At 62.7% G+C, this 19,716-nt stretch carries 19 protein-coding genes; 12 read left to right on the top strand and 7 right to left on the bottom strand.

What is annotated here, in order from left to right:
* The first annotated feature begins 328 nt into the window (after positions 1-328).
* The 4 genes from EOA23_RS17980 (at position 329) to EOA23_RS17965 (ending at position 6,114) form a co-directional block, all read left to right on the top strand.
* Positions 329-4,105, top strand: coding sequence for a vitamin B12-dependent ribonucleotide reductase (locus EOA23_RS17980; RefSeq protein ID WP_127305122.1), 3,777 nt, complete (start codon positions 329-331; stop codon positions 4,103-4,105).
* A 193-nt stretch (positions 4,106-4,298) separates the two neighbouring features.
* Positions 4,299-5,144, top strand: coding sequence for a hypothetical protein (locus EOA23_RS17975; protein ID WP_127305121.1), 846 nt, complete (start codon positions 4,299-4,301; stop codon positions 5,142-5,144).
* Positions 5,145-5,439: 295 nt separating this feature from the next.
* Positions 5,440-5,892 (top strand): pyridoxamine 5'-phosphate oxidase family protein, encoded by a 453-nt coding sequence (locus EOA23_RS17970; RefSeq protein ID WP_127305120.1) that lies wholly within the window; start codon positions 5,440-5,442, stop codon positions 5,890-5,892.
* A 39-nt stretch (positions 5,893-5,931) separates the two neighbouring features.
* A complete protein-coding gene (locus EOA23_RS17965) occupies positions 5,932-6,114 on the top strand; it encodes a hypothetical protein (protein WP_127305119.1) in 183 nt (60 codons plus the stop codon).
* Positions 6,115-6,134: 20 nt separating this feature from the next.
* Here the strand turns inward: EOA23_RS17965 and EOA23_RS17960 are convergent, their stop codons facing one another.
* Positions 6,135-7,277, bottom strand: coding sequence for a GH25 family lysozyme (locus EOA23_RS17960; RefSeq protein WP_127305118.1), 1,143 nt, complete (start codon positions 7,275-7,277; stop codon positions 6,135-6,137).
* A 120-nt stretch (positions 7,278-7,397) separates the two neighbouring features.
* Between EOA23_RS17960 and EOA23_RS17955 the strand changes: the two genes are divergently transcribed.
* On the top strand, positions 7,398-8,561 hold the full coding sequence (locus tag EOA23_RS17955) for a Tim44 domain-containing protein (protein WP_245474235.1): 1,164 nt from the start codon (positions 7,398-7,400) through the stop codon (positions 8,559-8,561).
* A gap of 133 nt (positions 8,562-8,694) precedes the next feature.
* Here EOA23_RS17955 and EOA23_RS17945 read toward each other — a convergent pair whose 3' ends face one another.
* Together EOA23_RS17945 and EOA23_RS17940 are read right to left on the bottom strand one after the other, a co-directional pair.
* Positions 8,695-9,480 carry a phosphodiester glycosidase family protein gene (locus EOA23_RS17945; RefSeq protein WP_127305117.1) on the bottom strand — a complete coding sequence of 262 codons (786 nt, stop codon included), beginning with the start codon at positions 9,478-9,480 and terminating at the stop codon, positions 8,695-8,697.
* Positions 9,481-9,526: 46 nt separating this feature from the next.
* Positions 9,527-10,399: an undecaprenyl-diphosphate phosphatase gene (locus EOA23_RS17940; RefSeq protein WP_127305116.1), complete on the bottom strand. Its 873-nt coding sequence runs from the start codon at positions 10,397-10,399 to the stop codon at positions 9,527-9,529.
* Between the two features lie 205 nt (positions 10,400-10,604).
* Between EOA23_RS17940 and EOA23_RS17935 the strand changes: the two genes are divergently transcribed.
* A complete protein-coding gene (locus EOA23_RS17935) occupies positions 10,605-11,537 on the top strand; it encodes a hypothetical protein (RefSeq protein ID WP_127305115.1) in 933 nt (310 codons plus the stop codon).
* Positions 11,538-11,556: 19 nt separating this feature from the next.
* Here EOA23_RS17935 and EOA23_RS17930 read toward each other — a convergent pair whose 3' ends face one another.
* Positions 11,557-11,769: a hypothetical protein gene (locus EOA23_RS17930; protein WP_127252842.1), complete on the bottom strand. Its 213-nt coding sequence runs from the start codon at positions 11,767-11,769 to the stop codon at positions 11,557-11,559.
* A 269-nt stretch (positions 11,770-12,038) separates the two neighbouring features.
* Complete coding sequence (locus EOA23_RS17925; protein ID WP_126060622.1) at positions 12,039-12,434, bottom strand: GFA family protein; 396 nt, start codon at positions 12,432-12,434, stop codon at positions 12,039-12,041.
* Between the two features lie 184 nt (positions 12,435-12,618).
* Between EOA23_RS17925 and EOA23_RS17920 the strand changes: the two genes are divergently transcribed.
* The gene (locus tag EOA23_RS17920; RefSeq protein WP_127305114.1) at positions 12,619-13,653 is read left to right on the top strand and encodes a 2OG-Fe(II) oxygenase family protein; all 1,035 of its coding nucleotides are present in this window, start codon (positions 12,619-12,621) and stop codon (positions 13,651-13,653) included.
* Positions 13,654-13,663: 10 nt separating this feature from the next.
* On the opposite strand, the gene EOA23_RS17915 is transcribed toward EOA23_RS17920, so the two are convergent.
* Positions 13,664-13,912: a ParB N-terminal domain-containing protein gene (locus EOA23_RS17915; protein ID WP_042644583.1), complete on the bottom strand. Its 249-nt coding sequence runs from the start codon at positions 13,910-13,912 to the stop codon at positions 13,664-13,666.
* 149 nt (positions 13,913-14,061) lie between these two features.
* On the opposite strand from EOA23_RS17915, the gene EOA23_RS17910 reads away from it, so the two are divergent.
* Genes EOA23_RS17910 through EOA23_RS17890 form a run of 5 tightly spaced genes read left to right on the top strand, consistent with a single transcriptional unit; the run spans position 14,062 to position 19,147 of the window.
* Positions 14,062-15,711, top strand: a complete 1,650-nt coding sequence (locus EOA23_RS17910) for a N,N-dimethylformamidase beta subunit family domain-containing protein (RefSeq protein WP_127305113.1) — start codon at positions 14,062-14,064, stop codon at positions 15,709-15,711.
* Positions 15,708-17,075 carry an aspartate aminotransferase family protein gene (locus EOA23_RS17905; protein ID WP_127305112.1) on the top strand — a complete coding sequence of 456 codons (1,368 nt, stop codon included), beginning with the start codon at positions 15,708-15,710 and terminating at the stop codon, positions 17,073-17,075. Before EOA23_RS17910 ends, EOA23_RS17905 begins: the two co-directional genes overlap by 4 nt.
* Positions 17,076-17,099: 24 nt before the next feature.
* Positions 17,100-17,609, top strand: a complete 510-nt coding sequence (locus EOA23_RS17900) for a DUF523 domain-containing protein (protein ID WP_127305111.1) — start codon at positions 17,100-17,102, stop codon at positions 17,607-17,609.
* A gap of 3 nt (positions 17,610-17,612) precedes the next feature.
* Positions 17,613-18,116, top strand: coding sequence for a GNAT family N-acetyltransferase (locus tag EOA23_RS17895; protein ID WP_127305110.1), 504 nt, complete (start codon positions 17,613-17,615; stop codon positions 18,114-18,116).
* 2 nt (positions 18,117-18,118) lie between these two features.
* Entirely contained in the window at positions 18,119-19,147 is a 1,029-nt protein-coding gene (locus EOA23_RS17890) for a histone deacetylase family protein (protein ID WP_127305109.1), read from the top strand.
* A 1-nt stretch (position 19,148) separates the two neighbouring features.
* Here EOA23_RS17890 and EOA23_RS17885 read toward each other — a convergent pair.
* On the bottom strand, positions 19,149-19,716 hold a 568-nt coding region (locus EOA23_RS17885), incomplete at its 5' end, for an aminotransferase class V-fold PLP-dependent enzyme (protein ID WP_127305108.1).

Below are 19,716 nucleotides of genomic sequence, written 5' to 3'. Positions count from 1 at the left end.
GGGTGGGCGAAAGGGAGAATTGTCGGCCTGGAAAAAATCATCTGTTAACACTATATTTAGTGTTTGCAGGCAGGCTAGGCGCTAGATAATGTGACCTTCCTCTACGGAGGGAATCGATCAAAGTTTCAGTTTAGGGACCCGCGAGGGTCGGCCTGCAGCCTGGGCAAATGCCTGGGAAAGCGTTCTGCTGCCTGCATGCCGGCGCCTGCGACGAGGAGAGTGCCGGCGCTGCTCGCAATGCCGGCAAACGGCGGACTGCGCTTTTCGCCATGTGGGGCAGAAATCCCCGGGGAAAGGCGCTATATATAGACACAAAGGGACCGGACCAATGCGCATCGAGCGTCGCTTCACCAAGCCAGAGCAATCAGCCTATGCGGAGATCGAATTCCGCAAGGCCCTGTCGGAGATCAAGAATCCCGACGGCTCGGTAGTGTTCCGCCTCGACAACATCGATGTGCCGGCGCAGTTCAGCCAGGTCGCGGCAGACATCCTGGCCCAAAAATATTTCCGCAAGGCCGGCGTGCCGGCGCGGCTGAAGAAGGTCGAGGAGAACGACGTCCCCTCCTTCCTGTGGCGCTCGATCGCCGACGAGGCCGAGCTCGCCAAGCTGCCCGAGGCCGAGCGCTACGGTTCGGAAACCGACGCCCGCCAGGTCTTCGACCGTCTCTCCGGCACCTGGACCTATTGGGGCTGGAAGGGCGGCTACTTCAAGTCCGAGGAAGACGCGCGCGCCTTCCGCGACGAGCTCGCCTATATGCTCGCCACCCAGCGCGTCGCGCCGAACTCGCCGCAATGGTTCAACACTGGCCTGCACTGGGCCTATGGCATCGACGGCCCGAGCCAGGGACACTTCTATGTCTGCCCCTTCACCGGCAAGCTGACCAAGTCGAAGTCGGCCTATGAGCATCCGCAGCCGCATGCCTGCTTCATCCAGAGCGTGCAGGACGACCTCGTCAACGAGGGCGGCATCATGGATCTGTGGGTGCGCGAGGCGCGCCTGTTCAAATACGGTTCCGGCACCGGTTCGAACTTCTCCATGCTGCGCGGCGAAGGCGAGAAGCTGTCCGGCGGCGGCCGCTCCTCCGGCCTGATGAGTTTCCTCAAGATCGGCGACCGCGCCGCCGGCGCCATAAAGTCGGGCGGCACGACGCGCCGCGCCGCCAAGATGGTCATTGTCGATGCCGACCACCCCGACATCGAGCAGTTCATCGACTGGAAGGTCAATGAAGAGCAGAAGGTCGCCTCGCTGGTGACCGGCTCCAAGATCGTCAAGAAGCACCTCGAAGCCATCATGAAGGCCTGCGTCAATTGCGAAGGCAATGGCGACGACTGCTTCGACCCGGCGCTGAACACCGCGCTGAAGCGCGAGATCAAGGCGGCCAAGAAGGACGCCGTGCCGGAGAACTACATCTACCGCGTCATCCAGTTCGCCAAGCAAGGCTACACCTCGATGGCGTTCAACACCTACGACACCGACTGGGATTCGGATGCCTATCTCACCGTCTCCGGCCAGAACTCCAACAATTCGGTATCGCTGAAGGACAATTTCCTGCGCGCCGTTGAGGCCGACGGCGACTGGCAGCTTACCGCCCGCAAGGACGGCAAGGTGCTGAAGACGCTGAAGGCGCGGGATCTGTGGGAAAAGATCGGCTATGCCGCCTGGGCGTCGGCCGATCCCGGCCTGCACTTCAACACGACGATGAACGACTGGCACACCTGCGCTTCCGCCGGTGCGATCCGGGCCTCCAACCCGTGCTCGGAATACATGTTCCTCGATGACACGGCCTGCAACCTGGCCTCGATCAACCTCCTGCCCTACCGCAGGGAAGACGGCACGATCGACATCGCCGCTTACGAGCATACCGTTCGGCTGTGGACCGTCGTGCTCGAAATCTCGGTGATGATGGCGCAGTTCCCGTCCAAGGAGATCGCCAAGCTCTCCTACGACTACCGCACGCTAGGCCTCGGCTACGCCAATATCGGCGGCCTGCTGATGACCTCGGGAATCCCTTACGACTCCGACGAGGGCCGCGCCATCTGCGCCGCGCTGACCGCCATCATGACCGGCGTCGCCTACTCGACCTCGGCCGAGATGGCTTCCGAGCTCGGCGCCTTCCCGGACTATGACCGCAACGCCCAGAACATGCTGCGCGTCATGCGCAACCATCGCCGCGCTGCCTATGGCGACAAGGACGGCTACGAAAAACTCGCCGTCAACCCGGTGCCTCTCGTCGCCTCCGACCTGAAGCAGCCGGCTTTGGCCGAGCATGCCCGCGCCGCCTGGGACCGCGCCATCGAGCTCGGCGAGGAGCACGGCTATCGCAACGCCCAGGCGACCGTGATCGCGCCGACCGGCACGATCGGTCTGGTCATGGACTGCGACACCACCGGTATCGAGCCCGACTTCGCCCTGGTGAAGTTCAAGAAGCTCGCCGGCGGCGGCTACTTCAAGATCATCAACCGCGCCGTGCCGGAAGCGCTCCGCACGCTAGGCTATTCCGAAAGCCAGATCGCCGAGATCGAGGCCTATGCCGTCGGCCACGGCAACCTCAACCAGGCGCCCGGCATCAACCCGTCGACGCTCAAGGCCAAGGGCTTCACCGATGAGAAGATCGCGGCGCTGAATGCGGCGCTGAAGTCGGCCTTCGACATCAAGTTCGTGTTCAACCAGTGGACGCTCGGCGCCGACTGGGTGAAGGACACGTTCGGCTTCACCGATGAGCAGCTCGGCGACGTCTCCTTCGAGATGCTGCCGGCCCTGGGCTTCTCCAAGAAAGACATCGACGCCGCCAACATCCATGTCTGCGGTGCCATGACCCTTGAGGGAGCCCCATTTCTAAAAGACCAGCACCTGCCGGTGTTCGACTGCGCCAGCCCCTGCGGCAAGATCGGCAAGCGCTCGCTCTCGATCCAGAGCCACATCCTGATGATGGCGGCGGCCCAGCCCTTCATCTCGGGCGCCATCTCCAAGACCATCAACATGCCGAATGAGGCGACGGTCGAGGACGCCAAGAACGCCTACATGCTGTCCTGGAAGCTGGCGCTGAAGGCCAACGCGCTCTATCGCGACGGCTCGAAGCTGTCGCAGCCGCTCAACGCCTCGCTGCTCGCCGATGGCGAAGAGGATGAGGACGAGGCGGTCGAGCAGCTGATCGCCGCGCCCGCCGCGCAGCGCGCCGTGCAGGTGACGGAAAAGATCGTCGAGCGCGTGGTGGAGCGTCTCTACCGCGACCGCGAGAAACTGCCGAACCGCCGCAAGGGCTACACCCAGAAGGCCGTCGTCGGCGGCCACAAGGTGTACCTCCGCACCGGCGAGTTCGATGACGGCCGCCTGGGCGAGATCTTCATCGACATGCACAAGGAGGGTGCTGCCTTCCGCGCGATGATGAACAACTTCGCCATCGCGATCTCGCTCGGCCTGCAGTACGGCGTGCCGCTCGACGAATATGTCGAGGCCTTCACCTTCACCAAGTTCGAGCCGGCCGGCATGGTTCAGGGCAACGACGCGATCAAGAACGCGACGTCGATCCTCGACTACGTGTTCCGCGAGCTCGCGGTCTCCTATCTCGGCCGCCACGACCTCGCCCATGTCGACCAGTCGGATTTCGACAAGACCGCACTCGGCCGCGGCATCACCGAAGGCAAGGCGACGCCCTTCTCCAAGGGCCTCTATCGCGGCGCCTCGCCGGTGAAGCTGGTGAGCGGCATCGGCAGCGATCCCAAGGGCTTTGGTGGCTCAGCCCCGACCATCGCCCCTGCCCGGGCCGCACCCACCGCCTTCGCTGGCTCCAACGTGCTGGCGCTGAAGCCGGCCAGCGACGAGGCGATCGCCTACAAGCGCGACTATGAGGAGCGCGCCCGGGAACTGGCCGAGGACATGGTAGAAGAGGAAGCCGAAGCCGCCGGTGGCGCCGAGGCGCTCTTCACCGACGCCGCCGCCAACGAGGCCGCCGAGGCGAAGAAGCTCGCCGCAACCCGCCGCCAGCAGTCGCTGCTGCAAGGCTACACCGGCAATGAATGCTCCGAGTGTCACAACTTCACCATGGTGCGAAACGGCACCTGCGAGAAGTGCGACACGTGTGGCTCGACGAGCGGGTGCAGCTGAGGAACGGATCAACACCGTTGGATGACGCGAACCACATCGAGTGGCTCAAATCGAAGCTGCCGCAACATAAAAAGCTTGCGGCAGTTTCAGCATCTTTAATAGAGAACTTGCTCGCGTCAGAAGGCGTTGAGTATCTGAGCGTTACTTACCGGTCAAAGTCTCTGGCAAGCGCTCTCGAAAAAATAAAAAGGAAATATATAGTGATCCAGCCATCCAACTGACCGATCTGTCTGGAGTTCGAGTAGTAACATACCTTGAGAAGCAAGCCACACTTGCCTCGCAAGTAATTAGAAAATCTTTCTACATAGACGACGGGAATAGTGCTAACCGCGCCAATGCTCTTGGTAGCGATCGCGTTGGCTACAGATCTAACCATTTTGTTTGCAGTCTAGGAGAAAACAGAAAACACCTACCGGAATACAGGATAATAGGTGACCTCAAGTTCGAGATGCAAATTCGAACTATACTTCAGCATGCGTGGGCTGAGTTGGCTCACGACAGATCATTTAAATTCAATGCAGCCCTGCCAGAGTTAATTCAGCGAAAATTAAACCTCCACTCAGCGATGCTAGAAATTGTAGATGGAGCATTCCAAGAAATATCCGATTCCGTTGATCGATATAAAGAAAATATAGAAAGTAAGAGCATAGTTGAAATAAGCGATACTCCGGTAGATTCTATCTCTGCGATAAAGCTTATAAATGACATCGCTAAGAAAAATAAGATTTCGATGTCTGGAGAAATTACGAAATCGGTAGTTAAAGAAATAACTGACTTTGGAATAAAAACAATTGGAGACCTGCAGAAGCTAGCTACGCAGGATTTCATTTCCAACTTTAAGAAACACAAGTCAGGGAAGAACACAGCGATCGGCTTTGTCAGATCTATGATGATGTTCAAGGATGTTGAGCGCTATCTTGGAATAGAGCACGACTGGAAGGGAATGACCGAAGCGTTATATGGTCTGCTGAAGGACCGCTATGGCGAAGAAACTATAGAACGATTACTTGACGAGTATGAAATTTTGAGAACGCTGTGAGTTAACAGTAGCCGAGGAAAACCTGCGCGGCTTTCGAAGCGAAGCGGAGCAGACCTGGAATTCATGTCGTGACGCAGACAGAAAAGCTGGAGGTGCAGGATCAAGCGCCCGGCAGCGATGACAGTCTCGACCGCCGCGAACTTCGCGCACATCACTCATCAATTCTCTGGTCCAGCCCGAGGGTGGCGAGCTGCCATCGCACTCAAGCCGCCTCGCCCACGCGTTGACCTACATCAAGGCCGTGCCAATCACCACCCCTACTATGCCGCCGTCAGCAATGACTTTGGAGGCGAAGATGGACCAGGAGATCAAAAACAAGATCCAGACGCTTTTAGACCAGAACCGGATCATGACGGTCGCAACGCTGAGGCCGGACGGCTGGCCGCAGGCGACGACTGTGGGCTACGTCAATGACGGCCTTACCCTCTACTTCCTCTGCGGCCTGGACAGCCAGAAGGCGGCGAATATCGCGCGGGACGATCGCCTGTCGCTGACCATAGACCACGACGCGCCGCAGGTGATGGAGATCACTGGGCTTTCCATGGCGGCGCGAGCGCAGCCAGTCACCGACAGGGCCGAGGCCGAGAAGGTCCTGCGCATGCTGCCGATGAAATATCCGCCGCAAACCTCGATGCCCGGTCCGATGCCGACGCCGGACCAGGTCCGCATCTTCCGCGTAATGCCGACAGTGATCTCCGTGCTCGACTACTCGAAGGGTTTTGGCCACACGGATCTGGTCACCTGCTGAGCGCGGCATCGCGCCCAAGCGAGCCAATTGATCGATCGCATGATCCAGATCAAAGCAAAGCCCATCGTTCCCGGTGTTTCCTCGGCTGTTCTTTCCGAGGAGATGGAAATGCCTACAGAGAGCCTAATCGTCGTCACCGCCATTGTGGCCTATTTCGCGACCTTCATGGTCGTGCTCGCTTATGTGACGATGGCGGAGTCGCGACATCTGCCACGGAGATAGCCAAGGCGATCGGATGCACCTCAATCCGCGTCGGCCACCATCTGGCCGCCGCCGCCCAGCCAGGCGCGCCATTGCCGCTCATCGCCGTGGAAGACGTTGAGGTCGATGCGGCCTGTCACGCCATGCGACAGGCCGGAGCCCGAATATTGCCAGAACAGCCATTTGCGGCCCGGATAGACTTTCGAGGGATGCGCCGCCACCGCGCGCAGCCAGAACGGATAATCCAGGAAGGCGCCGCGCAGATTGTCACGATAGAAATCGGGGCTGGTGTAGATGATCGGGCGCTGGCCGTAATGGCGCTCCAGCTTGTCCATGAACACCTGCATCTTCTCCAGCACCTTTTCGCGCGAGGGCTTGCGCCTGCAGGAGGATTCGCCGTTCCACTCGACGTCGATGACCGGCGGCAGCGCGCCGTCCATCTTCGGCACGTTGCGGATGAACCAGTCGGCCTGCTCACCGGCCGTGCGGCACCAGTAGAAGAAATGATAGGCGCCGCGTTTCAGCCCGGCGGCGTCGGCGTTGCGCCAGTTCTTCATGAACATCGGGTCGAGATGGTCGCCGCCGTCGGTCGCCTTGATATAGGCGAAGTTGGCGCCCTGGGCGCGCAGCTTGCTCCAATTGATGTTCCCCTGCCAGCGCGAGACGTCGACGCCATGCACGGCCAGATGGCGCGGCGAGGAGCGGCCGAAATTGATCGGCTTGGCGTCACGGAAGGCATAGCGCGTGACCGGGCCGGCGAGCATGGCAGGCGCGGCGCGCGACAGCCGCTTCGGCGGCGAGACGAGTGCGGCCTCCTGCACCGGCGGCTCGACGCTGTCCGGGAGATCGGTCGCCGGGAAATTCACCGTTTCCTCCTCGGCCAGACCGAAGGGGCGCGAGTTCTCATCATCAAGGCGCGAATTCTCGTCGCCGGGACTCGCGCTGCCCTCGTCGAGCAGCGGCGCCGGCGGTGTGATGCGCGCCATGCCCGACATCGATGCGGTCTCTACGGTTTTCTCCCGCTGGACCGTCCTCATGCCCTTCGAAACCGGCGCGCTCGGCCGCACGACCGAGCTGGTCGTCTCGTTGGACGGCAGTTGCAGGGCATCGACGCCCGACGTGGACGAGCAGCCGGCAAGGCAAAGCGCTGCGAGCACGAAACTGACGACGCCAAAAATCCGCATCTTTGACCTGTACGCAAGACAAAACAGACCGAAGGCAGGAACAGCGCCGCCGGAAGCCCCATTCCTAATGAGAAATTACCAACAAAGTTTGAATCAAAATTTACCTTTGGCGCGACGCTCGTGGCCGATTCGGGGTGTGTCCCCCGTCACCTCGCCCTGCGCGAAGGCGCAGCCGCGAGCGAGCCTAGAATCAGGACGATCGTCGCCGGATCGGCGGACGCATTGAAGCGGGGGCTAAACCTGGCTCGCCTGGCACCCCATATAAGGGGCTCGCGCAAAGCCAAGCGCTCACGTATTCAAGGACTGTGCTTAATGTCGAAGTCACGAACGATCAAAGTCGCGTCGATCCTCATGATCCTCCTGATGGCGCTCGGGACCGTCTCCATCGGCACCGCCGAGGCGCGCATGGGCGGCAGCTTTGGCAGCCGTGGCAGCCGCACCTATCAGGCGCCCGCGCCGACCAGGACGGCCCCTTATACGGCGCCTGTCACGCGCTCGATGACGCCACAAACCACCCAGTCCATCCCATCATCGCAGTCGTTTCCCGGCTCCGCGCGCCCTGGATTCTGGCGTGGTTTCGGCGGCGGTTTTGTCGGCGGCCTTGTGGGAGGACTGTTCTTCCAGGGCCTGTTCGGCATGATGCTGGGCCATGGTTTCGGCGGCATTGGCGGCGGCCTCAGCTTCATCTTCCAGCTGCTCTTGATCGGCGGCCTGGTGATGCTGGCGATGCGCTTCCTCAATCGAGACAATGCCGCGCCGGCCAATATGCGAAACGCCGGCGTTCCGTTCGGACGGCAAGGCTGGGGCAGCGTGCCGCCCAGCTATTCGTCCAACGCCGCAAGCTTCGGCTCCGCTGACGCATCAGGAGCCGATGAAATCGGCATCACTGGTGTTGATCGCGACGCGTTCGAACGAATCCTCGGCGAGGTGCAGGCTGCCTTCACCCGTGAGGATCACCAGGGTTTGCGCCGGCTGACGACCCCCGAAATGGTTTCCTATCTTTCGGAGGAACTGGCGGACAACGCGACCCACGGCCTCAAGAACGAGGTTACAAACCTTAGGCTACTGAAGGGCGAAGTGGCGGAGGCGTGGCGGGAAGGCCCGCGTGACTACGCCACCGTGGCGATGCGCTGGTCGGCGATCGATATCATGCGCAACCGCCAGACCGGCGCCATCGAGAAGGGCGATCCCAACAATCCGGTCGAAGCGACCGAGCTGTGGACCTTCACCCGCCAGGCCGGCGAACCATGGCTACTGTCCGCGATCCAGGACGCGTCCGGCTAATGCATGTCGCCCAGAAGTGTACGCGGTTCTGGGACAACGACATGCATCAAAACAAAGGCTTAAAGCGCGTCGCCTGAAGCCGGTTCAGCGCGACGCGCTTTAAGCTGGAAGCGCAATGCGGCGAGCGCTCTGACTACTTCCTGAACACCCCGATCATCGGCCCGAGATTCCAGAAATCATCGTTGCGGCCGATGCCGGGCGCGTAGAGGCTCGAGATCGAACCGTCGAGGAAAAGCGCGTTCGGGCAGCCGAGCTGGTCGCGGAACAGGCGCGCGAATTCGTGGAAGGTCACGACATCGTCCGAGATCGCGAAGACCGCGACGCCGTCGGCGCGCACGCCGACGCCATCGCGGATTTTTCGCGAGGTGCCGTCCGTATGGAATTTCGGATGCAGCTTGCCGTCGATGACCAGCATCGGCCCGGACTGCGTGGCGTAATCGACGCGCGGCGGACGCTTGAGGTAATCCTTGGTCGCACGAACCCCGGCCTTGCCGGCGCTGAGATAGAAGATGCCGTTGGGCTGCATGGAGAAATTGCCGGTTCCCGATCCGGTCTTCGCCGGCGTGACCTGCTCGCCGCGCTCGACATAGAGCCCAACCGGAGCGAGGTTCGGATGGTACATGCCGGCATTGATGCCGAACAGCATGCTGCGCCCCGCCGCTTGCTGCGCGTTGCGCAGATTGTGCAGCGACCGGTAGAAGTCGCCATCCTTGTTCTTCCAGAACAGCTCGATGGAAAAATGCTTCGGATCGGCCTCACAGACCAGATAGGCCGCGTTCTCGAAAGTCTGGTTGCGGCAGGGCGGCAGCGCCGTCAGCCATTGGCCAAGCCCCATGCCGGCTCCTGCGGCGGCAGGCACCGCCGATTTCACCAGCGTGGCCAGCAACGGCACGGATTGCAGCAGCGTCCCAAGATCCATCAGCCCGTCCGGCGGTCAGCTGTCGATAATGCGGATTGGTCGAGTTTCAAGTCAACCAACCGGCCGCGACGCTGACCAGCAGCACGACGCCGAGCAGGCCGCGATAGATCACAAACGGCCAGGCAGAGAAGCGCTCGAGCACGCGCATCAGCCCCCATATCGCGAAGAAGGCAGAGATCGAAGCGACCACGAGGCCGACGGCGAGGATGGACCAGCCATGCGCGTCGAGATGCACCTTGTGCAGTTCGTAGAGCTCCTTGAGGCCGGCGAGCGCAATGGCCGGCAAGCCGAGCAGGAAGGAGAGGCGCGCCGCCTCCGGCCGGGCGAAGCCCAGCCCCATTGCGGCTGTGAGCGTCGAGCCCGAGCGCGAGACGCCGGGAATTAGCGCGCCGACCTGGGCGATGCCCACCAAGAGCGCATCGAGGATCGAAGCCTGGCGCAGCATCAGCTTATGGCTGGCGAAGATCTCGGCCAGCCCCAAAAGGATCGCCATGGCGATGCAAGCCCAGCCGATGACGGCGAGCCCGCGCAGCGGCGAATTGCAGGCGTTGAGCACACCGGAAAGCGCAAGGCCGGCAATGATGATCGGGATGGTGGCAAGGATGATGCTGATCGCCAGGCGGAAATAGCGGTCGCCGAAATCGCGGCGCGAGATTGCCGCGATCGATCCGAAGAGCACGTCTCTGACATCGCTCCAGAAATAGCTGATCACCGCCGCCAGCGCCGCCAGCTGCATGGCAGCCGAGAAGGCCGATCCGGGATCCTGCCAGCCAAGCACCGCCGGCACGATGCGCATATGGGCCGTAGACGAGATCGGCAGCAATTCGGTGATGCCCTGCACGATGCCCAGAAATGCCACTTTGGCATAACCCAGGCCGACAAAGCCGGTATCCAACCCTTGAGTGCAGACGTCGGTCATCTCAACCCTTTTCCCTGCGCCTCGATCCCTGCCCGAGGCAAAAGTGAATTGTCTTCGAAAAGCCCCTCCGGGAGAGGCTTAGCCTCACGATAGCGTGATTCCAACTCACGGATTTGTAAGGTGCCGCTAATCCTGCTTGACAACGGGCTGCGTCATATTATCTTCTGCTAATCTTACACTGTAAGGTGAATCGGAGGAAGATAGCATGTCGACCGCCGCCCTTTCGGAACTCGAGCCCGTCCTGCCGCTGGAGACCCACGCCCCGGAAATCGCGATCGAGGAGGTATCGCGTGACATCAGCCGCGCTATCGAGCGCGCCGAAGTTGCGGCCTGGCGTGACCTTTACGACGCGGCGCCCGCCGATTTCGCGGCACGGCAAGGGCTGTCGATCGCGCGTGACGGCGATCTGGTCTGGACCACCTGCACGACGATCCCGTTCATCCATTTCAACTGCGTGAAGAATATCGGCGTCGATGGTCCGGCGACCGAGGAACAGCTCGACGCGCTGCTCGCGCATTATCGCAATGCCGGCATCACGCGGCCGTGGTTCTACACCAGCCCGCACACTGAGCCGGCGCGGCTGAGATGCTGGCTGGAAGCGCGCGGCCTGCAGCATCAGGGCGGCTGGGAGCGCATCTATCGCGACGCGACGCCGCTGCCAACCGAACCGCTCTTCCCGGGCGACCCGCTGATCCCGGTAGATGATCCCGTTATCGAGGAGGTGACCCCCAGGACGGCTTCGCAATGGGCTTCTTTCATCGATGCCAAATACAGGCTCCCCACCTCGCCCTGGCTCACCGCGCTTGTCGGCCGCAAGGGTTGGCGCCACTACATGCTGAAACGTGGCGGCGCGGTCGCCGCGGTGCGCTCGCTTTTCATCGGCTCTGACGGCGCTGCCTGGAGCGGCATCGACGCTCCGGTGCCCGGCATCATGGCGCCGAGCTTCGATCTGGATGCCATGCTTGGGGAAAGGCTGGTTCGCGACGGCATTGCGGCCGGCGCGAAGCTGTTTGTCGCCGATATCGAGGCGCCGCTCCCCGACCGCGACGGGCCGGCCTATCGCAACTACGACCGGCTCGGCTTCAAGCTCGCCTATTTACGCAATCACTACGCTTACCTGCCGGCGTATTCGAGCTGACCATCTTCCTGGAACTGCCTCAGCGGTGCAGCCACTGCTTCAGGCAGCTTCTTGCCACCACATGGGCCGGCGGCACCGAAGCCTGGTCGATACGGGAATCGTCGCCGGCCTTGTCTCGCGCCTTTTCCAGGAGCAGGCGAAGCTCGGCCGGCCGCACGCGGTCGCGCGCCATCACGAGCTGGATCATCGGGTCGTTCAAAAGCTCGTCCAGGGTATTGATGCTCTCGCTCATCCGTCGCCTCCTCGATGCCTGCCCGCATGGCGCTTAGATAGGCAGCCAAAGATGGCCCGCCAATGACGCTTTGCCGGCTATGTCGTGCAGCGGAGATGAAATTTTTGTGCAGGGCTCTTCCCCTTCTCCCCTTGTGGGAGAAGGTGGCCGCGAAGCGGATGAGGGGTGCTCCAGGGAAAGCCAGCGTCTCACTCCGCTGGAACACCCCTCATCCGTCTCGGCGCTAGCGCGCCGATCCACCTTCTCCCACAAGGGGAGAAGGTAAAACGCTACGCCGGCGGCGCGCCTTCATATTGCGGCAGGCCGTCGTCGAGCATCAGCCAGGGCTGCTTCGAGGCAGTCCAGAAATGCATGTCCGGCTTGAACAGCGACGGGTCGTCGAGCGAGCCGGAGGTGACGCCGAGAATGTTTCTGGAATCGCGGCGCGAGAACAGGGTTGTGCCGCAAGCCGGGCAGAAGCCGCGCTTGAGGTCCGGCGTGGAGTTGATGGTCGCCACCGGCCCTTCGATGGTCACATCGTCGATGCGGAACAGGAGTCGCGCGTTGAAGGCCGCGCCGATCGCCCTCTGGCAGATCCGGCAATGGCAGACACGCTCGTTGATCGGCTCCGCCTCGGCCCTGTAACGCACCGCGCCGCACAGGCACCCGCCCTCATATTTCGCCATCACCGACACCCATTTTGAGGAAATGCCGGCAAGGTAGCGACCGGCATGAGAGGGTCAAACAAAAAACACTGATAGGATGCGATCGCCTGCGCTGATATGGGTGGCTCAACGACGTGTCCGCGCCTGCGATTGACAATGGCCCGCCGCCGCGCCCTGCTTATGGCGTCCGACGGGAGGGAGATTGATGGCCGACATCGACACGATCGCGATCGCACCCTTGTTCGGTCCGCCCTCGCCCGCCCGCGACCAGACCGACTTGAGGATCATGGCCGCGGCGTCGGGCATCGGCTTCATGTCAATCCGCGATTTTCCCGGCGACGATTGGCTGACGCAGCGGAACCGGGCGCGGCTGCTGGCGATCTTTTCGCTGCCGGAGGCTGAAAAGCAGAAGCTGCTGCGCTGGAATTTCGACCGCACCAAACAAAATGTTTATCGCGGCTGGTTTCCGCTGCAGCCTGGCGCCGTCTCCTATAAGGAAGGCATCGACATGGGGCCGGACGTCGCCGACGCGCGCACCGAACCCTCCGGCCTCGATGCCGGCGATCCGCTCTGCGAGGCCACGCCGCTCCCGCCGGAAAGCGCCCTGCCCGGCTGGCGCGAGGCTGCCTCCGGCTACTACAAGGCGATGGAGACGGTCGGCAACGCGCTGCTGCGCTCGGTCGCGCGCGGCCTGGGGCTGACCGAGACCATCTTCGATAAGGATTTCGAGGGCGGCATCTCCACATTACGTCTGATCCGCTACCCGCTGCGCGACCCGAACAGCGGCGTCGATCTGAGCAGTCCCGACTTCTCCGTACTCCACAAAGGCGAGGTGCGGACCATCATCGGCCGCGAGCATGCCGATTCCGGTTTCGTCACCTTGCTGGCGCAGGACGGCGTCGAAGGCCTGCAGGCAAGAAACCTTGCCGGCGAGTGGATCGACGTGCCGCCCGCCGACAACACGCTCGCCGTCAATTTCGGCCAGCTGCTGGAGCGCTGGACCGCCGGCCGGGTTCGCGCGACCCGGCATCGGGTGATCGCCCCCAAACAGGCGCGCTTCTCGATTCCGTTCTTCTTTGAGCCACGCGTCGACGCCGAGATCGCGCCGCTGCCGCTCGAGGGCGCCGAGCCCTTCGAGCCGTTCCTTTATGGCGACTATCTCTGGGACACGGCGACGAAATTCGTCGAAATGAGCGGCGTCAGGCATCTGCGCCAGCCGCGACGGGCCAAGGGTTCCTGAATCAGAGGAATCAGTGGCGCTTGGCCTGGACGAGATAGGCATCGATCATGGTCTCGCCCAGCCATTTCGCGGCTTCGAGCCTGTGCAGTCCCTCAACCAGGATGTGGCGCTTGCCGTCGTGCCGCACCTGGATCGGCGTCTTCATGCCGTTCTCGAGAATATCCTCGGCGAGATGGCGCACGGTCTCGGGATGCAGCGTCTTGCGCCGCGCCGTCGGCACGTAGATGTCGTCGACCTTGACTTTTTGCACACGCAGCATGTCGGCTCCCTGGCACTGAACAACGCCCAATGAATAATCCGTTTGCCGGATATCGACAAACGCGGGTACCTGCTGGCCCGATGCTTTCCATTTGACGCTTGGCCGGCCGATGGTCTCAATGACGGCTTCGTGATCTCAGGTCCAGCTTGATGCAATTGCCAACCGAATTTCCCGATTTCGGGCTGACGCCTGAGCAGCGCCGCAAGGCGGTGCGCGGCCATTATTACGAATGGCCGGGCATGGACGGTGAGCGCGGCGAAATCTGGTGCTACAGCGACCGGTTTTCCTATCGTCCAGGCGAAATAGTCACGCTTTTCGTCAGTTCGATGGCGCCCCAATTCAGCATCGCGATCATTCGCGACGGAGACGGCGAAACCAAGGTCTTCGAGGGAGCAGGCCTGTCGGCGCGCTGGCAAGATACCCCCGACCAATGCTCGGTAGAAGGTTGCGGCTGGGAGGCGTCGTTCGACTTCCGCATCGGCGACGACTGGCCGTCGGGCGCCTATCGCATCGCGCTTCTTGCCGAAGGCCGCGACGGCAACCCGATCCGCAGCCACCATCTTTTCATCGTCGCGCCCCGGCCCGGCCGCAAGCCGGGCCGCCTGCTGCAGGTCGCCGCGACCGGCACCTGGACCGCCTACAACACCTGGGGCGGCTCGAACCACTATCAGGGCATCACCGGTCCGAACCGCGACCAGTACGCAAGGACGGTGTCGATTGAGCGTCCTTGGTGCCGCGGCTTCGTCGTGCTGCCAAAGGACGCGCCGCGCGTGCCGCTCGAAGTCGCCGTGCCGCCGAAGACCGTGCCGCGCTATCCACACATGGAGTGGGCCTTTGCCACCGGGCATTCGAAGAAATACGCATCGTCCGGCTGGGCAAGCTATGACAGCCATTTCTTCCGCTTCGCCGAACGCGCCGGCTACCAGGTCGATCTCGCCAGCCAGCACGAGCTGCATTTCTCGCCCGAAATCCTCGACGGCTACGACTGCGTCGTCTTCGTCGGGCATGATGAATACTGGACCTGGGAGATGCGCGACGCCGTCGACAACTATGTAACCCGCGGCGGGCATGCGGCGCGCTTCGCCGGCAATTTCATGTGGCAGACGAGGCTGGAAGACCAGGGCCGCCGCCAGGTCTGCTACAAATACAAGGCGCGCGCCGAGGACCCGGCCTATCGCGGCGGCGACGTCACCCGCGCCACCAATTCCTGGGAAGCGCCCGAGATCGGCCGCCCCGGCAGCGCCACCTTCGGCCTCAATGCGACGCGGGGCGTCTACGCCGGCTGGGGCGGCTGCGCCCCGCGCGGCGTACGCGGCTTTCCGGTCTACCGTCCCGAGCACTGGGCCTTCGCCGGCACCGGCATCTATTATGGCGACCTGCTCGGCGCCGACAGCCATGTCTATGGCTACGAGGTCGACGGCCTCGATTTCGAGATCCGCGGCGGCCTGCCCTACCCGACCGCGGATAGCGGCGCGCCCGACGGCCTGCAGGTGCTGGCGGTCGGCATGGCAAGCCAGGTCGAGGAAAGCGCCGACATCCCGATCGAGGACCAGTTCCTCACCGACGAGGACGGCCGCTTCACCGCCGAGACACTTTTCGGCGAGGCGAGCGACGCCAATCTCGACAAGGTCAAGCGCGGCAACGGCATGATCGTCAATTTCCCGCGCGGCAAGGGCGAGGTGTTTCACGCCGGAAGCTGCGAATGGGTCGCCGGCCTGCTAAGGCAGGACGCGATGGTCGAACGCGTGACCAAGAATGTTCTCGACCGCTATCTTGGCCGAGACGAGAGGGGCAAATGAACACTGCGCAGTCGATCGAAACAGTCAGCCGGCCGAACCTTTTCCACTTCACACGCCGGCCCCAGCCGATGGTGGATCGCGCCGATGGCATCTATCTGTGGGACAAGAGCGGTCGCCGCTACATCGATGGGTCGAGCGGCGCGGTCAACGTCAATGTCGGTCACGGCAATCGCAACGTCATCGATGCGATGAAGCGGCAGCTCGACCGCGTCAGCTTCGCCTACATCTTCCAATTCGAGAACGAACAGGCCGTCGCGCTGGCGCGGGACTTGGCCGAGCGGCTTCCGAACGGGCTCGAGCGCATTTATCTCGTTTCCGGCGGTTCCGAGGCGGTCGAGGCCTGCCTCAAGCTCGCGCGCCAATGGGCGGTCGCGACAGGCCAGGACAAGCGCTGGAAAATCATAGGTCGCATGCCCTCCTATCACGGCATCACGCTTGGCACGCTTGCCGTCACCGGCGACGATGTCCTGACCAAGACATTCGACCCGGTCGGACGGCCGATGCCGTTGGTGCCGGCCCCGTTTGTCCATCGCGACCAAGATAATCTGTCGCTGAAGGAGCGCGGCGTCCGCTACGCTGACATGCTTGAGGAAAAGATCCTGGAGCAAGGCCCCGAAAGCGTGCTTGCCTTCATCATGGAGCCGATTGGCGGCGCGGCGACCGCGGCACTGGTGCCGCCCGACAGCTATTTTGCCCGCATCCGCGAAATCTGCGACCGCTACGGCATCCTGTTGATCCATGACGAGGTGATGACGGGCATCGGGCGCACCGGCAAGTTCCTGGGCGGCGACCATTGGAGCTGCCGGCCGGATATCGTCGCGCTGTCAAAGGGGCTGAGCTCCGGCTATGCGCCCTTGGGAGCGCTTGCCGCGACAGAAAGGATCGTTGGGCCGGTCGTTGCGGCGGGCGGCTTCCTGCATGGCCATACCTATGGCGGTAACCCCGTCGCCTGCGCGGCCGGCGTTGCCGTTCTGGGCGAGGTCGACCGCCTTGGCCTGGTCGAGAATTCCGCCGTCATGGGCGAAGTGCTGAGGGCCGAACTCGAAGCGCTGTCGGGTCGCTTTCCTTTCATTGCCGACGTGCGAGGCAAGGGCCTGTTCATGGGTGCGGAGCTCTACGCCGACCCCTTGGCCAGGACGCCATTGCCACAAAATCTCAACGCCAATTTGCGGCTCATCGATCTGGCCTTCGAGCGTGGACTCATCATCTACTCGCGGCGCGTGCGCGGCGGGCCGGTGAGTGATAATTTCATGGTCTGCCCGCCTTTGATCACAACCCGCGAACAGATCGGCGAGATTATCGCGGTGCTTGGCGACACGCTGGAGGCACTTGCCGCCGAACTTGACCTGCCGGTCAATCACTGAGCCCTCGCCAAGGGAGAAGCCGATATGGAGAGAGTGCTTGTCTCGGCCTGCCTGCTCGGAAGCAAGGTGCGCTACAACGGCTCGTTTCGGCTCGATCACCATCCCGTACTGGCGCGGTGGCAGTCGGAAGGCCGGATCGTGCAGATCTGTCCAGAGGTTGCTGCAGGCTTTTCGACGCCGCGTCCGCCGGCGGAAATCCAGGGCGCGGGCGACGGCCATGCGGTCCTGCAGGGCCATGGCAGAGTGATCGAGCAAACCGGCAGCGATGTTACCCACCTTTACCGCGAAGCCGGGCAACTGGCGCTCGACCTTGCGCGGGAAACCGGATGCCGCTATGCCGTATTGACGGACGGCAGCCCATCATGCGGCAGCAGTTTTATCTATGACGGGAGCTTTTCAGGGGCCCGCGTGGCTGGCCAAGGCACGACCACCGCGCTGCTCGAGGAAAACGGCATCCGTGTCTTTTCCGAAGACAGGATCGGCGAGCTTGACGACCTGTTGACCGGCTCCAGCGCCGCCGGACATGCGGGCTGACCGATGCGGGAGCAGGCGACCGACATTCTACTCCGCCCCGGCACCATCGACGACGTCGAAATGATCTACGCCGCGCTGCTGCGTCTCGGCACCCATACCGGCGCCCACCAGGAGATCAAATCCACCGCCGACGACCTCCGCACTTACGGCTTCGGCGAAAAGCCCGCCTTCTCGACCCTGATTGCCGAGATCGGTGGCGAGTTCGCCGGGCTCTGCCTGCATTTCCCGATCTTCTCGACCTGGATGGGTCGTCCGGGCGTCTATGTGCAGGATCTTTATGTCGAGGATCGTTTTCGCGGCCGCCGCATTGGCGAGAAACTGCTGCGGCGGGTCGCGAAAGAGTGCCGCGCGGCGGGCGGCGTCTATCTGAGGCTCTCCGTCGATACCGACAACGAGACCGCCAAGGCCTTCTATGAGAAACTGGGTATCGGCTGGTCGAGCTACGAACAGGTGCAGAAGATCGTCGGCGATGCCTTTTTCGCCTTTGCCGACGCTCCGGAGGAATGACGATGAAAGCCTTTTATGCCGAAGAGCAGAAGCGCCACGATCCCAAGGCTTTCCTTTCGAGCGGCGCGCCGCAGCCCAATCCGGAAAAGCCGGAGCGGGTGGAGAGACTGCTATCCGGCGCAAGATCGGCCGGTTTGACGGTCGAACGCCCGAAAAATCATGGACTTGGCCCGATCGCGGCGGTGCATACGCCTGAATATCTCGACTTCCTCGAGCACATCTTCATGCGCTGGCAGCGCATCGAAGGCGCTTCGGCGGAGGTGATCCCGAACATCCACCCGATCACTCGCAACGGCTCCTATCCGGCCTCGGCTGTCGGCCAGGCCGGCTATCATATGGCCGATACCGCCTGCCCGATCTCGGCCGAGACCTGGAACAGCGCGTTGTGGAGCGCCTGGAGCGCGGTCGAAGCCGCCGAGGCGGTGATGGCCGGCGCGCCGTCGGCCTATGCGCTCTGCCGTCCGCCTGGACATCACGCTTTCGCCGATGTCGCCGGCGGCTTCTGCTTCATCAACAATTCGGCCGTGGCCGCGCAGGTTCTGCGCAAGAGTTCCGCCCGCGTCGCCATCCTCGATGTCGACCTGCACCACGGCAACGGCACGCAAGGCATCTTCTACGCCCGGCCCGACGTGCTGACCGTCTCGCTGCACGCCGATCCGGTGCGCTTCTATCCCTTCTTCTGGGGCTATGCCGACGAGCGCGGCGAAGGCCCCGGCCTCGGCTACAATCTCAACCTGCCGCTGCCGCGCAAATCCGGCGACGCGGCTTTTCTCGAAGCGCTGGCGACGGCCTTCCAGCGCATCCGCGCCTTCGCGCCGGAAGCGCTGGTCGTTGCGCTCGGCCTCGATGCCTTCGAAGGCGATCCGTTCGGCGGCCTCTCGGTGACGACGCCAGGCTTCTCGCGCATCGGCGAAGCGATTGCCGCGCTCGGCCTGCCTACGGTAATCGTCCAGGAAGGCGGCTATCTCTGCGATGCGCTGGGCGACAACCTCACAGCGTTCCTGACCGGCTTCGGCAGCAATAAGGACTAGCTCAGGAACGCTCCTGCCGCAGCATCGCGATCACGCGGTGCACGCTCTCCAGCGTCTCCTCGATCTCGGCCGCCGTGTTGTAGTGGGCAATGCCGATGCGCACGACGCCCTGCTCGGCTGGAATGCCGAGCTGATGGACGATCTCCCACGCGTAATTATGGCCCGACCACAGGAAGATATTCTCGGCATTCATCTGCCGCACGATCGTTTCCGGCGCGATGCCCTCGACCGTGAAGGAAACGGTCGGCACCCGCTCGGCGAGGCGTTCCGGATCGGTGATGCCGCGGATGATCAGGCCCTCGATATCGGACAGACCGTCGGTCAGTCGCCGGGCCAGCGCATTCTCGTAAGCGATCGAAACGTCGAAAGCCTTGGCGATCCGCTGCCGCCGCGATCCGCCCTCGCCGGTGGAAGCGCCGAGATCGGCGAAATAGTCGATTGCCGCCGTCAGCCCGGCCATCAGCTCGATCTGCGGCGTGCCGAGTTCGAACCGCTCCGGCAGCCCGTTCGACGAACAGCGGCATTTGTAAGGCTTGAGGCCATCGATGACGTCACGCCGTCCCCACAAT

Source organism: Mesorhizobium sp. M2A.F.Ca.ET.042.01.1.1 (genome assembly GCF_003997405.1).
Taxonomy (GTDB): Bacteria; Pseudomonadota; Alphaproteobacteria; order Rhizobiales; family Rhizobiaceae; genus Mesorhizobium.
This window is presented reverse-complemented; position numbering and strand designations above follow the sequence as displayed.

Coding starts and splice junctions, on each gene's coding strand:
- EOA23_RS17980 (WP_127305122.1), top strand. CDS start 329: ATGCGCATCGAGCGTCGCTTCACCAAGCCAGAGCAATCAGCCTATGCG.
- EOA23_RS17970 (WP_127305120.1), top strand. CDS start 5,440: ATGGACCAGGAGATCAAAAACAAGATCCAGACGCTTTTAGACCAGAAC.
- EOA23_RS17965 (WP_127305119.1), top strand. CDS start 5,932: ATGATCCAGATCAAAGCAAAGCCCATCGTTCCCGGTGTTTCCTCGGCT.
- EOA23_RS17960 (WP_127305118.1), bottom strand. CDS start 7,277: ATGCGGATTTTTGGCGTCGTCAGTTTCGTGCTCGCAGCGCTTTGCCTT.
- EOA23_RS17945 (WP_127305117.1), bottom strand. CDS start 9,480: ATGGATCTTGGGACGCTGCTGCAATCCGTGCCGTTGCTGGCCACGCTG.
- EOA23_RS17940 (WP_127305116.1), bottom strand. CDS start 10,399: ATGACCGACGTCTGCACTCAAGGGTTGGATACCGGCTTTGTCGGCCTG.
- EOA23_RS17935 (WP_127305115.1), top strand. CDS start 10,605: ATGTCGACCGCCGCCCTTTCGGAACTCGAGCCCGTCCTGCCGCTGGAG.
- EOA23_RS17930 (WP_127252842.1), bottom strand. CDS start 11,769: ATGAGCGAGAGCATCAATACCCTGGACGAGCTTTTGAACGACCCGATG.
- EOA23_RS17925 (WP_126060622.1), bottom strand. CDS start 12,434: ATGGCGAAATATGAGGGCGGGTGCCTGTGCGGCGCGGTGCGTTACAGG.
- EOA23_RS17920 (WP_127305114.1), top strand. CDS start 12,619: ATGGCCGACATCGACACGATCGCGATCGCACCCTTGTTCGGTCCGCCC.
- EOA23_RS17915 (WP_042644583.1), bottom strand. CDS start 13,912: ATGCTGCGTGTGCAAAAAGTCAAGGTCGACGACATCTACGTGCCGACG.
- EOA23_RS17910 (WP_127305113.1), top strand. CDS start 14,062: ATGCAATTGCCAACCGAATTTCCCGATTTCGGGCTGACGCCTGAGCAG.
- EOA23_RS17905 (WP_127305112.1), top strand. CDS start 15,708: ATGAACACTGCGCAGTCGATCGAAACAGTCAGCCGGCCGAACCTTTTC.
- EOA23_RS17900 (WP_127305111.1), top strand. CDS start 17,100: ATGGAGAGAGTGCTTGTCTCGGCCTGCCTGCTCGGAAGCAAGGTGCGC.
- EOA23_RS17895 (WP_127305110.1), top strand. CDS start 17,613: ATGCGGGAGCAGGCGACCGACATTCTACTCCGCCCCGGCACCATCGAC.
- EOA23_RS17890 (WP_127305109.1), top strand. CDS start 18,119: ATGAAAGCCTTTTATGCCGAAGAGCAGAAGCGCCACGATCCCAAGGCT.